Here is a 13,402-nt window from a genome sequence, read left to right on the forward strand (position 1 = left end):
GGTCGTGGCGCGCCCGTGATGGGCGTTATGCGGAGAGTGCGAGTCGTACGAGCGGACTTCTGTCAGCTATCCACGGTACGGGTAGAGCCGTGCTGAATAGAAGGCGCATATCTCGCACGAAGCGGTGACGACGAGGATCAACCGGCTCGATTGGACAGCAGCTGATCCGAAGAGACCAAATTGAACACGACGGCGTACACCGGAATCGAACCGACGGGCCGAATTTTACCGACGCTGTTGTTGCCACTCGGAGGAGAGTAATCCATACAAGATACAGTCGTGGTACTCTCCTTTGACGAAATCTTGCTCTCGTCGCCTCCCCTCCTTGACGAAGCCAATCTTCTCCACGAGATGTTGGGCTGGCTCGTTGAACTCGATCACCTCTGCCACGAACTTGTGAAGCCGACAGTGGTCAAACCCATACTCGACGAGTAGCTCGACCGCCTCGGTTCCGTAGCCTTCGCGGGAGTAGTCTGGATGTATCCAACAACTTAGTTCCGCAACGCCTGCGGTCTCATTCACTTCCGAAAATCCGACTAAGCCAACAGGCTCCGTCTCGGTGGCGACGAGGAAGCGAACGGCGGACGATGATTTCGAATCCGAAGAGAAGACGGAGCGAATTTCGTTCAGGGGATATGGTCTGGACGGCTGCATCGTCTTCCATATCTCGGGAGAATTGACGGTCTCATGGATGAACTCCGTGTCTTCCTCTTCAACCGTACAGAGCGACACTGAATTACCGATAAGAAAGGCTGGCCCAGACATGAACTACATCGACTGTAGCTTCACTTAGCGATTGTGAATTGGTGGTTGACGTCGGTCAGAACGGGGCGTGTCGCTGCGAGATGCACCTTCTGTATTCAGCACGCAGCCTCTGGCACATACCTGCTCGTCCCGAACGGAATGCACTTACGGTGACGACAGGGATTTCCACACCCTCCCCGACCGATTCGTTCGGTCGCTCCGCTCCCTCACTCATCCACCGGAAGACGCTTTGCGTCTTTTAGGCCTTCGTTCGTTTCACTCACGAAGACCTCGCACAGTGTCGCCGATCGACAGCGCGCCACCTCATAGGGTCGGTTGTAACTGTTTACCGGTCATTCGCCGGAGCGGGTGTCGAATGACCGGAAATGACTTACGACCGATCCTATCAGTGCGGATCGTCGGCTCCCTGTGATCTAACTCCGCAGCAGGCCGCCGTCGATCGGCACCTCGACGCCGTTGACGAAGCTCGCACGCGGACTCGAGAGGAAAGTAACGACCTCGCCGAGTTCCCGCGGGTCGCCGATTCTATTCATCGGGATCTCGGTCGCGAGGTCGGCCAGCCCCTCCTCGTAGTCGCCGTAGTTGCCGCGGTCGATTCGGGCCTCGACGAGTTCCTCGATACGCGGCGTCTCGATCGTCCCCGGCAGCACCGCGTTGGCCCGGATCTCGGGGGCGAACTCTCGGGAGACCGTCTTGACCAGTCCGATGACGCCGCGCCGGACGGCGTTCGACAGCAGGAGGCCGTCGGCGACCTCCCTGACCGTCCGGGAGGTGATACAGGTGATCGTCCCGTGGTCCGAATCGAGTAAGTGCGGATGGGCCTCCTCGATCGTCCAGACGACGCTCATCACCAGCAGATCGTACGCCTGGTACCAGTCCTGCTCGCTGGTCTCGAGGAAGGTCGTACTCGGCGGCCCGCCGGCGGAGGTGACGAGGTGATCGAGTCCGCCGAACTCGTCGACCGTCTCGCTCACGAGCCGAGAGACGTCGTCGGGATCCGTGATGTCGGTCTCGACGGCGAGCACCTCGCCCGCCGCCGTCTCGGCGATCTCCTCGCGTGCCGCCGCGAGCCGCTCTTCGTCGCGGCCGCAGATCGTTACGTTTGCGCCCTCCTCGGCGAGCGCCCGGGCGCTCGCGAAGCCTAGCCCGCTCGAAGAGGCGGTCACCAGTGCGACGTTGCCGTCGAGATCGAGGTCCATACGGCGACAGACGGCTGCCGGATACAAATACTGTCGGAGAGAACTGTTCGAAGAGCGGTCGCAACTGGTCGGACACCGTCTCACCGACTTCTGTCCGACAGTAACGCCCACCGTGCTCTGGCAAGCGCCCGCGGCCGATGACAGCTCGAGGTTGTTGGGGCGCTACTCCTGGTGACGAACCTGGACGACTCCCTCCGAGGTGACGCTCACGGTCAGCGACGCCGCGACCTGTCGTCCGGAGATGGCGTTGCCAGCGGCGTCGCTGACGACCTTCATCAGGTCCGGGGCACTGTGGTCGACCTTGACGCCGGCTTCGTCACAGGCGTCGTAGACGAGCTGTGGAACGTCGTAGAGGTCCGTCCCCTCCGGGACGCGAACGCGAACCGGGGCTCGCAGCGCTTCCGCGAACGCGACCGTCTCGCGCGCCTTCGCGACGTTTTCCCGGGCGCTCGCCTCGATCGACGAGACGTTCGCGCGGGAGGTCCCGAGCGCGTCGGCGATGTCGGCCTGGGAGACGTCGCGTTCGCGCAGCGCGAGCACCTGTGCCTGCCGGTGGGTCAACACGCTGGTTTCGGGCTCGAAGCCGATCTCCTCGAGCAGTTTCTCGACGTCATCGATCACGGGAATCGCCTCCACCGGAACCCGGGGCTCGCGTCAACATATCAGTTGCTAGCCGTCGGTAGGATCAAAGCTTCCACGGTCGCGGCCGACGATCCCGGCTCGAGACGTCGTTGCAGAGAAGAAAAGCGACGCTGCGTTCCAGATCGGAGCTGTCCACTCCTGTCCGTTCGAGGGCGGTCGATCAGGAACCCCAGAAGTTCTCGCGACTGCCGAGACGTTCGCGGGAGTAGGGGCGACTGCTATCGCGTTCGTCCTCAGCCTCATCCGCATCCTCGTCCTCCGCTTCGGATTCGCTGTCGGCTTCGTCCCCGTCAGCGTCGTCCGTTTCGTCTTCGAGTTCGTCTTCTTCCTCGTCGGCGTCCTCCGGGTCCATCGGAAGCAACTCGAGTTTCTCCGCGCGTGCGTGATTGCTGTGGACGCGCGTGATCTCGACGCGAGCGCGTGCCTCCGGGAGGATACCGTCGACCATCACGATGAAGCCGTCGTCGGTCCGGCCGACGCCGGCACCGCTCTCGTGCATGTCGACGACGTCGACGATGACCTCCTCACCGGACTTGACAGGCTGGGTTTTGAGGTCGTCGATCGGCTGATTGTAGTGGTTGCACCACTCCTTACCACCCCGGTCACCGTAGTGCTGACAACCCATTCCCGAGATGCGTTCGGAGAAGCTCGGACAGTCGTCAGCGAGTGGACAGTCTGCCATAAGACGTAGTACCGGTGGCGTCGTTAAACCGTTTCCGTCTTGAAAGCGCCGGTTAGCCCCGTACATCCGACGCGCTGACGACACGATCCGACACGAACGCGGCCCGAAGCCGGATTTCCTCGCGGAGATGTCGAATCAACTGGGACTGCGTGACACGGTGTTTCGAAAACGTTTACGGGAGGGGCGTGTGAGCAATAGATGATGAAGATCCTCGTTACGGTCAAAGAGGTCTCGACCGTCGAAGACGAGTTCGAGATCGAGGGTACCAGCATCGCCGAGCAGTATCTCGGCGCCGATCTCAACGAATGGGACGATTACGCGATCGAAGAAGCCGTCCAGATTCAGGAAGCCGGGATCGCCGACGAAGTCGTCACGGTGACGATCGGACCCGAAGATTGCGAGCAGACGATCCGGCAGGCGCTCGCGAAAGGCGCCGACCGCGCCATCCGCGTCTGGGACGACTCTCTCGAGGGCGTCGACCTGCTCGACGTCGGCGCGAAGACGGAGATCCTCCGGGCGGTCGTCGAGGCCGAGGATCCCGACCTCGTGCTGACCGGCGTTCAGTCCGGCGACGACACCTGGGGTGCGACCGGCGTCTCGCTCGCCGAAGACCTCGGTTTCGAGTGGGCCGCCGTCGTCAACCACCTCGAACACGACTTCGAGGACGGCCGCGCCTCCGTCCGCCGTGAACTCGAGGGCGGGGTCGAGGAACTCACCGAAGTCGAGATTCCCGCCGCGCTCACGATCCAGACGGGGATCAACGAACCCCGCTACGCCAGCCTGCGCGGTATTCGTCAGGCCCAGCGCAAGGAACTCGACGTCCAGTCACTGGCCGATCTCGGCGTCGACGAGAGCGCCGTCGAGGCCGAGGTCACGGTGACCGAGATGTACGAGCCCGAAAGCGAAACCGACGCGACGGTCTGGGAGGGAAGCGCGGAGGAGACCGCCGCCGAACTCGGAGAACTGCTCCGCGAGAAGGGGGTGGCACCATGACGGACGTCCTCGCAGTCGCGGACCACCGCCGCGGCGAACTGCGCGACGTCAGCTACGAGGTCATTACCGCTGGCCGCCAGCTGGCGGACGACACCGGCGGCGAACTCCACGTCGCGGTCATCAGCGGCACCGTCGACGAGTTCGGCGACAAACTCAACCGGGAGGGTGTCGACGCCGTCCACACCGTCGACTACGGCGAGGAGTTCAATCACGACGTCTACACGCAGGTCCTCACGCAGCTCTACGACGAACTCGCGCCGCAGTACGTCCTCGCACCCAACAGCGTCAACGGCCTCGACTACGCCCCCGCGGTCGCGAACGCGCTCGAGCTCCCGATCGTCACCGACACGGTCGGCCTCGAAGCGGACGGCGACACCCTGGTCGCGAATCGAGAGATGTACGGCGGCAAAGTCGAGGTAACGACCGAGCTCGAAGGAACGGCCGTCGCGACGATCCGCGGCGCCGAGTGGTCGGGCGCGGAGGGAACCGGCGACGCCTCGATCGAAGCCTTCGACGCGGAGATCGACGAGGACGCCGTCGGTTCCACGGTGACGGGATTCGAGGAGGTCGGCGGCGGCGACGTCGACATCAGCGAGGCGGAAGTGCTCGTCTCCGTGGGCCGGGGCATCGAAGAGGAGGAGAACCTCGAGATCATCCGCGACCTCGCGGACGCGCTCGACGCGACGGTCTCGTCCTCGCGACCGATCGTCGACAACGGCTGGCTGCCGAAGAACCGGCAGGTCGGCCAGTCCGGGAAGGTCGTCACTCCGGACGTTTACGTCGCGATCGGCATCTCGGGCGCCGTCCAGCACGTCGCCGGGATGAAGGGGTCGGACACGATCGTCGCGATCAACACGGACCCCAACGCGCCGATCATGGACATCGCCGACTACGCGATCCACGACGACCTGTTCGACGTCGTTCCGGCGCTCACGGAAGAGTTCCAGTAAGTCACACCGCGTACAGTCGCCATCCGGGGGTCACTCCGAGTGGTACCTCGTCGGTTATCTACCAGAGATTTCTCCATCCACACCGCGCATTTGTCGTGTAGCTCGCCAATAAGGGCGAGAACCGCGCCGTAGATGTAGAATATCCAATATATGTTTTGGCGATTGTCCAGTAAAACTATATATTAGTGATTAGATACGGATCCTATGTCAGTCCGACCGAAGCGCCGGGAGCTCCTGTCGGCCGTCGGCGTCGCCGGGTTCAGCGGCCTCGCCGGCTGTCTCAGTAGCGTCTCCGGGCTCGACGTCCGTGACGGCGACGACGGAGACGGCGGCGGCACCGATCGAACACTCAAACTGGGGATAATGCAACCGATCAGCGGCGATCTCGGCTCTGTGGGGGAACCGATTCGAGACGCCGCGTTGCTTCCGATCAGTCAGGTCGAAGCCGAGATCGACCTCGAGATCGAGTACGAAGTCGTGGATACGGAGACGTCTCCCTCGGCGGGCGTTCAGGGCGCCGCTCGCCTCGTCAGGGACGGCTATCCGATGGTCAACGGACCGGCAGCCTCGGACGTGACGCTGCAGGCGACACAACAGGTACTCATTCCGCACCGGGTCGTCAGCTGTTCGCCGTCGGCGACGACGCCGACGATCACGGCGTTGAACGACGCCGGCCTCGTCTTCCGAACGGCGCTGTCGGACTCGTTACAGGCCGTCGTCCTCGCGGAGCAGGCGGTGACGGATCTCGGCCGCGAGACGGCGGCCACGATGTACGTGAACAACGACTACGGCTGGCAGTTGAGTCAGGCGTTTACGCAAGCGTTCCAGGCGACTCACGACGGGACGGTCACGGCACAGGTTCCGGTGAACGAGGAGAGCGACTCCTACGCCGCGGAACTCGACGAAGCTAGAGCGGACGATCCGAGCCTATTGGTCGTGATCGGCTACCCCGAGACGGGCGCGCAGTTGTTTACCGACTTGGGTGACGACAAAGACGAGATCGACGTGCTCGTCACCGACGGACTACGAGACGGGGAGCTTCACGAAGAAGTCGACCGCTCGATCGACGGAATCCGTGGAACGGCACCGCTGGTCGGCGGTCCCGGCGAGGGGTTCTTCACCGAACTGTACGAGGACGCGTACGACGACGAACCGGGTATCTTCACGGCTCACGCCTACGATTCGACGGCCGTCCTCTTGCTCGCCAACGCCTACGCCGGGCAGAACGACGGAACGGCGATCAGAAACGCCATGCAGACGGTCACTAACGGACCCGGCGAGGTGATCGACCCGGAGAGACTCGCCGAGGGCATCGAGCTCGCGGCGCAGGGGGAGAACGTCGAGTATCAGGGCGCCTCGAGTTCGCTGTCGTTCGACCAGAACGGTGACGCGACGGATGCGACCTTCGAGTACTGGGAATTCGACCGGAACGCGGACGGCGGAATCGCCGAGATTGACAGGGTGAATACGTGATGTCGATACTCGCAAAACTGGTACCGTCGTTCGTCAGACGGCGATACCTCGCGAAGTTCGTGATATCGATTCTGGCGGTCGTCCTGGTTATCGGCTCGGTCGGCGCCGTCAGTTACGTCGCGATCGACGAGACGGTGAGAGCCGATTCGAACGAGCAGATCGAGTCGACCGCCGAGTTGCAGGCGGGCGGGATCGGCGACTGGACCGAGTCGATGCGCGTCCAGACGCGGACCGCGTCGGCCTCACCGGTGTTACAGGCGGGAGATCCGCAGGAAGTTCAGGGTGAGATCGTCGAGGCGCAAGCGGGGATGTCCGTCGACGTGCGGGCGATTCACTACGTCGACACCGAGAGCGGCGAGGTCGTCACGAGCACGGACGCGAAACTTCGCGGCGAATCGCTCGACGGCGTCGAAGATCCGTGGGCGACGACCGACTTCGAGAGCGAACTCGCGTTCGACGGCGCGGTCTGGAACTCCGACGCGGCCTACGAGTCGCCGTCGCTCGACGACCAGGTAATGGCCTTCGCCAGTCCGGTGTCCGAACGCGACGATCGCGTCGTCGTCGTCATCGGCACGCTCGAGTACCGCGTCCAGCAGCTCCAGCAGGAAGGGGCGTCGTCGTCGACGGCCATCGTCGACGCCGATGGAACGCCGGTCCTGCAGGCCGCGGACGCGTCGATCGACGAAACGTCGGTCGACGAGGAGGCGCTCGAGGCCGCTCTCGGCGGCCGGCCGACGCGCGTCGAGGACGGAGAATTCGTTCGAGCGTACACGCCGGTCGGCGACACGCAGTGGGTCGCCGTCACGAGCGTTCCGATCGAGCAGGCTTACGGCGTCGCGACCGACGTCGGCACCAACGTCATCGCGATGGTACTCGTGAGTCTGGTCGCGCTCGGACTCGTCGGAATCGTTCTCGGTCGACAGACCGTCGTCCCGCTAGCCGAGTTGCACGATCGGACGAAAGAGATGGAGGAAGGGAACCTCGACGTCGATCTCGAGACCTCCCGTGCCGACGAGATCGGCCGGTTGTACGACGGCTTCGACAGCATGCGCACCTCGCTGCAGAATCAGATTCAGGAGGCCGAAGCGGCGCGCCAGGACGCCGAGCACGCTCGCACCGAGACCGAGACGATAAACCGCCACCTCGAGGCGAAAGCCGACGAGTACCGCGACGTGATGGAGCAGTGCGCCGCCGGCGATCTGACCCGGCGGCTCGATCCCGAGAGCGAGAGCGAAGCGATGGCCGACATCGCCCACTCGTTCAACTCGATGGTCGACGAACTCGAGGAGACGACCGCACACGTCAAGACGTTCGCCACCGAGGTCGCGACGGCGAGCGAAGAGGTGACGACGAGCGCCGAGGAGGTGAGATCGGCGTCCGAGCAGGTGACGGAGTCCGTTCAGGAGATCTCCGACGGTGCGGATCGGCAGAATCAACACTTGCAGGCGGTCTCGACCGAAATGGGAGGGCTCTCGACGACGACCGAACAGATCGCGGCGTCGTCGAACGAAGTCGCCGATATCGCCGAGCGGACGGCCGAAACGGGCCGACTCGGCCGCGAAGCGGCGCAGGAGGCGATCGACGGAATGCACGAGATCGAGGCGGAATCGACCGAGGCCGTCGAGGCGATCGAGGCGCTCGAGGCGGAGATGGAACAGATCGACGACCTGGTCGAGTTCATCTCCGACATCGCTCGCGAAACGAACATGCTCGCGCTGAACGCCAACATCGAGGCATCACGCGGTAGCGCCGGTGGCGAGGATGGTAGCGGGTTCGCCGTCGTCGCATCCCAGGTCAAAGAGCTCGCGGAAGATACGAGAGAGACCGCCGAAGACATCGAGAAGCGACTGGAGCGAATCAACGAGCGGACCGACCGCACGGCGACGGAAGTCCAGAAAACAGCCGATCGCATCGCGACGCACGTCGACTCCGTCGAGAACGCGGCGGCAGCGCTCGACGAGATCGCGGACTACGCGAGTCAGACCAACGACGGCGTGCAGGAGATCTCCGCGGCGTCCGAAGAGCAGGCCGCGTCGACCCAGGAAGTCGTCGCGATGGCGTCGGCGGCGACCGACATCTCCGAGACGACGGCACAGGAGGCCCAACACGTGGCGGCCGCCGCGGAGGAGCAGACGTCTGCCCTCACCGAAGTGTCGGAGAACGCGAACTCCCTGGCCGGACAGTCCGCACACCTGAGCGAGGCGCTCGACCGCTTCGAAACCGATCGAGGGGCGCAGTCCTGGGCATCGGGCGCCAACGTCGAACTGGCCTACGAAGAGGAGGCGTCGACGTCCGACGCAACCCTCGAGGGACTCGAGACGGAGGACCGAACGGTTGACGACGAGTCCGACGGCGAAAACGCCGACTCGGGTGGCGCAGACGACGCGGATCCCGGCGCGGAGACGGAAGTTGATACGTCGGCGTCCGCGCGAACCGAGCAGTCGTTCTCGTTCGATCGGGTCGACGAGACGTAGGTTCGGCGGAACCGTCACCTACTTTGTAACCCTGTCCTAAGCGCTGGCAATGGAACGGCTGGAGCGTCGTCGGGCGCTGATCGAGGAGCGTCTCGTCGAAGTAATCGACGGCGTCGAACCGGACGCACTCAGAGACGAAGTCCGACACACGGCGCTCTCGGGCGGCAAACGCGTCCGCCCGATGGTCACCCTGCTCGCCTGTGAAACCGTCGGCGGACGGCCGGAAGATGCTGTCGGCTTCGGCGTCGGCATCGAACTCGTTCACAACGCCTCGCTGGTCGTCGACGACATCATCGACCGTTCGGACCTGCGTCGCGGGACGACGAGTGCGTGGGCCAAGTTCGGTTACGGGCCGGCGATCATCACGAGCGACGGCTTGCTCGGCGAGGCGTTCGCCCTGTTTTCGGCGGATCCGAACGCCACCCAGGTCGTCGCCGAGGCGATGGTCGAACTCGGGATCGGCGAGGCGACCGAACTCTCCGCCCAGCCGACCAACGAAGAGGAGTACATGACGCTCGCCAGACGAAAGACCGGCGCGCTGTTCCGGGCCGCCGCCGAACTCGGCGCGATCGCCGCGGACTCGGACCCGTTCACCGTGGAGGCACTCGGCGAGTACGCCGAACGCGTCGGCGTCGCCTTCCAGATCAGGGACGACGTCCTCGACGCGGTCGCGGCACCCGAAGACCTCGGCAAGCCGACCGGACACGACGCCGCCTTAGAGCGGCCCTCGGTCGTCCAGGTGACCGATCTCGGACCCGAGGAGGCGAACGCTCGCGCCAGAGCGGAGGCCGACCGGGCGATCGACGCCCTCGAGCGCGTCGACGTCGTGGATAACGGGGCGCGAGACTACCTGCTCGAACTCGCGGAGTTCGTCGTCGAACGCGAGCAGTAATCGCCGGATTCGGGTCAGGCGCTGTCGGTCCGGCGCGTCTCTTCTTCCGAGAAGTGTGATTCCGCGACCGCGAAGGCGAGCGTGCTCACGATTCCGAGCAGCGTCCCTGCCGTAAGGGCCGTCGCGAGGACGGTGATACCGACCACGTCGAGGAAGAACGCGCTCACCGCGTAGAGGACGAGCGCGATCGAGACGACGTAAAACGGCGCGTTGAGGTAGCGCCACTCGAGTCTCCCCGCGATGTACTCGTCGGTGATCTGTCCCAGACTCGTGGTAACACCGGCGGCGGCGAACCACTGGATCGAGCCGTACAGCAGCGCGGAGAGCATGACGGGGACGCCGACCTCGCCGGCCGCCTCGGCCTGGACGCGCTCAAGTTCGTTCACACCGCTGACCCCGCCGAGCACGAGCAACGCGGCGGCGACCACGTAGGCGAGCAGCGTCGTACGGCCGGCGTACAGCGATCGGCGGGCGCGCTCGACGCTGTCGTCGAGTCGCTCGCCGAGGCCGAGTCCTCTCGAGATGAGATAGAGACCGAGCAGCGTCGAGGTCATACCGAGGACGACGGCGGGCATCTCGAGCACCGTTCCGGCCAGCGCGAGCGGGTAGATGAGCAGGAGGATTCCGAGCGGGATGAGCACCGTCCCGCGGGTCTCGGGATCGTTCAGCACCTGTTTGAACGTGTAGTACATCGACTCCAGATTCTGGGCCTGCCTGACGACCACCCGACGGACGCCGTCGATGGGGACCCGCGACCGGATCACCGGAATGACGGACTCGTCCTGCGCACCGTCGGTGACCACGAGTGCGGTGACGTCCTCGGCCGTCGAGAGACTCGCCAGGACGGTGTCGACCTCCTCGCCGACCTCGCGGTTGGCGTTGACGTCGCCGTCCTCGTTGCCGGTGACGACGGCGACCTCGACGCTCTCGCCGCGGTCCGCCAGGTCGTCGTAGATGTGCACCCCCTGGAACGCGACGTTGACGTCGGAGTCTTCGGGGTCCGCTGTCGCGAGCGCGACGGCTGCCTCCTCGACGGCGTCACGGCCGATAACCGGGGTCGTGAAGTCGGTCTTCCGACCGAGGTCGTCGTCGAGGTCGACACACAGGACCAGCAGCATCGTTTCGTGGTTGCACGCCGCGGTATTTCCATCTTCTGGGACCCGCCGGCGGCGACTTCGGCGGAATCGCAAGCGAACCTGTCTGATCCGCAACCGACGCCAATCGTGTGAACACCACACAGCATTCAGCGGCGGCGTTTCGCACAGTTTTTGAGGCTCGGCCGGCTACGTCCCATCGAATGATCTCGAAGGGCTGTGAGCAGTGCGCGAAAGGCGGCAAGATGGTGCTGTTCGTCTACGGTTACTGCGACCAGCGCGACTGCTTCTACTGCCCGCTCGGCGAGAACCGCAAGAACGTCACCGACGTCTACGCCAACGAACGGCAGGTCGAATCCGACGAGGACGTCCTCACCGAAGCCCACCGGATGGACGCGCTCGGCACCTCGATCACGGGCGGCGAGCCCCAGGAGGCCCTCGAGCGGACCTGTCACTACCTCGAACTGCTGAAAGACGAGTTCGGCGAGGACCACCACACCCACCTCTACACGGGTATCACCGGCGGCCGCGAGAACATGCGCCGCCTCTCCGAGGCCGGCCTCGACGAGATTCGCTTCCACCCGCCGCTCGAACTGTGGGGCGAGATGCACGGTACCGAGTGGGAAGAGATCCTCCACATCGCCCGCGAGGAAGGGCTCACGCCCGCGTTCGAGATTCCCGGCATCCGCGCCGAAGAGGAGTTCCTCGAGTTCTTAGACGAGGGCGCGGCCGACTTCTGTAACATCAACGAGTTCGAGATGTCCGACGGGAACTACCGCCGGATGCAGGAGAAGGGATTCGAACTCAAGGAAGGGCACATGAGCGCCGTCGACAACGACCGCGACGATATTCTCGACGTCATGGGCGACCACGAGAAGGTCTACTTCTGTACGTCCGTGTTCAAGGACGCCGCCCAGCACCGTCGTCGCCTGAAACGGGCCGCCCGGAACGTCCGTCGGGAGTTCGACGACGTCACCGACGACGGGACGCTCGTCTACGGGAAGACCCGCGCCGACCCCGAGCGGTTCGCCGACCTCGGCGTCCCCGAGGAGTTCTACACCGTCAAGTCGAACCACGTCGAGGTCGCCTGGTGGCTCTTAGAGGAGATGATCGACGAAGGCGATCTCGAGGAGGGCGAAATCGTCGAGCAGTATCCGACCTACGACGGACAGGTGGTAGAGCGGACACCGCTGGCGTAGTAACCGTACCGCGAACGAGCAGCGCGAGTGAGCGGCTTTTAACGTAAATTTTTAGAGGGGCGGTGTGCGGTGGGAGGGGCGAACGGCAACCGAAGGGAGCCGTGAGCAGCACGAACGAACTCGACGAGTAAAGCGGTCGCGACGCAGCGTTCGGGTCAATTGTGTACCGCTTAAATTCGTTTCACTGCGCTGAAATCCGATAGAACGGGCGTCTCGAGGCCGTGTTGGCTGGATTCTCGTCGAACCCGGTATCGGCGCTTATCGAAGCTGTAATAATGAGAGTCGTCCCGGTACGACCGGCCACGATGCAATTTCGAAAACTCGCCGTGGTGGCGGTTGCACTGCTCGTGGCCCTGTCTGGGTGTGCTGCCCTCGACGGGGCGATGACCGACGATCAGTCGAACGAGACGGACGACGAGACGGAACTCGAGGACGTGGACGACGACGAGACGAACGAGAGTAGCGATGACGACGACGGACTGGAAGAGGCTGACGACATCGACGAAGGAACGGCGGAACCTGACGACGAAGACGGAACGGCGGAGGCGGAGTGGGAACCGCCGAAGGAACCGAATCGACCGATGGAGGACGAGCGCGAAGATCGGATCGAATCCGTCGAGTTCGTCGACAAGGAGCCCGCCGAGGACGGCGAAGGCTACTCGAACTTCAACCTCGAGGTCGTCGCCAACACCAGCATGGAGAACGTCGACCCGCCGGAGCACGGTGACGTGGTCGGCGAACCCTACTTCTTCGTCAAGATCAACGAGGGTGCCAACGACCAGAAGATCGTCGAACGGACGGGGCACGTCGACATGGACGAAAACGGGACGTTCCACATCGACGTGCGGCCGGCCGGCATCGAAGAGTTCGGCGAAGGTTCGCTGACCGTCGAAGTCTTCCTGATGGACGAGGACAAGGACTGGGACGACATCTACGACGCCGTCGAGACGCAGATCCACTTCAACCCGGAACCCGAGGCGGACGGTAGCGATACCGACGACAACGCTGACGACGATTCGGAGTCGAACGAGAACTGATC

Annotated in this window: 12 protein-coding genes; 7 read left to right on the forward strand and 5 right to left on the reverse strand. The window is 64.1% G+C overall.

The features are described 5' to 3' along the window. Positions 1–225 precede the first annotated feature (225 nt). The 4 genes from NED97_RS17215 to NED97_RS17230 form a co-directional block, all read right to left on the reverse strand. Complete coding sequence (locus NED97_RS17215; RefSeq protein ID WP_252488247.1) at positions 226–765, reverse strand: GNAT family N-acetyltransferase; 540 nt, start codon at positions 763–765, stop codon at positions 226–228. A 413-nt stretch (positions 766–1,178) separates the two neighbouring features. Then, the gene (locus NED97_RS17220; RefSeq protein WP_252488248.1) at positions 1,179–1,964 is read right to left on the reverse strand and encodes an SDR family oxidoreductase; all 786 of its coding nucleotides are present in this window, start codon (positions 1,962–1,964) and stop codon (positions 1,179–1,181) included. Positions 1,965–2,126: 162 nt separating this feature from the next. Then, a complete protein-coding gene (locus NED97_RS17225; protein ID WP_252488249.1) occupies positions 2,127–2,585 on the reverse strand; it encodes a Tfx family DNA-binding protein in 459 nt (152 codons plus the stop codon). Between the two features lie 181 nt (positions 2,586–2,766). Continuing rightward, complete coding sequence (locus NED97_RS17230) at positions 2,767–3,288, reverse strand: TRAM domain-containing protein (RefSeq protein ID WP_252488250.1); 522 nt, start codon at positions 3,286–3,288, stop codon at positions 2,767–2,769. A 201-nt stretch (positions 3,289–3,489) separates the two neighbouring features. Here NED97_RS17230 and NED97_RS17235 point away from each other — a divergent pair, with 201 nt between their 5' ends. From NED97_RS17235 to NED97_RS17255, 5 genes are all read left to right on the forward strand, one after another. Beyond that, positions 3,490–4,281, forward strand: a complete 792-nt coding sequence (locus NED97_RS17235; RefSeq protein ID WP_252488251.1) for an electron transfer flavoprotein subunit beta/FixA family protein — start codon at positions 3,490–3,492, stop codon at positions 4,279–4,281. Continuing rightward, on the forward strand, positions 4,278–5,231 hold the full coding sequence (locus NED97_RS17240) for an electron transfer flavoprotein subunit alpha/FixB family protein (RefSeq protein WP_252488252.1): 954 nt from the start codon (positions 4,278–4,280) through the stop codon (positions 5,229–5,231). Before NED97_RS17235 ends, NED97_RS17240 begins: the two co-directional genes overlap by 4 nt. Positions 5,232–5,435: 204 nt before the next feature. After that, positions 5,436–6,704, forward strand: coding sequence for an ABC transporter substrate-binding protein (locus tag NED97_RS17245; protein WP_252488253.1), 1,269 nt, complete (start codon positions 5,436–5,438; stop codon positions 6,702–6,704). Next, complete coding sequence (locus tag NED97_RS17250; RefSeq protein ID WP_252488254.1) at positions 6,704–9,178, forward strand: methyl-accepting chemotaxis protein; 2,475 nt, start codon at positions 6,704–6,706, stop codon at positions 9,176–9,178. The genes NED97_RS17245 and NED97_RS17250 overlap by 1 nt, the downstream gene beginning before the upstream one ends. Positions 9,179–9,227: 49 nt before the next feature. Beyond that, positions 9,228–10,070, forward strand: a complete 843-nt coding sequence (locus tag NED97_RS17255; RefSeq protein WP_252488255.1) for a polyprenyl synthetase family protein — start codon at positions 9,228–9,230, stop codon at positions 10,068–10,070. Positions 10,071–10,084: 14 nt separating this feature from the next. Here NED97_RS17255 and NED97_RS17260 read toward each other — a convergent pair whose 3' ends face one another. Further along, positions 10,085–11,188 (reverse strand): DUF373 family protein, encoded by a 1,104-nt coding sequence (locus tag NED97_RS17260; RefSeq protein WP_252488256.1) that lies wholly within the window; start codon positions 11,186–11,188, stop codon positions 10,085–10,087. Positions 11,189–11,367: 179 nt separating this feature from the next. Here NED97_RS17260 and NED97_RS17265 point away from each other — a divergent pair, with 179 nt between their 5' ends. Together NED97_RS17265 and NED97_RS17270 are read left to right on the forward strand one after the other, a co-directional pair. Next, entirely contained in the window at positions 11,368–12,363 is a 996-nt protein-coding gene (locus tag NED97_RS17265) for a radical SAM protein (RefSeq protein ID WP_252488257.1), read from the forward strand. A gap of 305 nt (positions 12,364–12,668) precedes the next feature. Next, positions 12,669–13,400: a hypothetical protein gene (locus tag NED97_RS17270; RefSeq protein ID WP_252488258.1), complete on the forward strand. Its 732-nt coding sequence runs from the start codon at positions 12,669–12,671 to the stop codon at positions 13,398–13,400. Positions 13,401–13,402 lie beyond the last annotated feature (2 nt).

Origin of the sequence: Natronococcus sp. CG52 (assembly GCF_023913515.1) — an archaeon.
Classification (GTDB): domain Archaea; phylum Halobacteriota; class Halobacteria; order Halobacteriales; family Natrialbaceae; genus Natronococcus; species Natronococcus zhouii.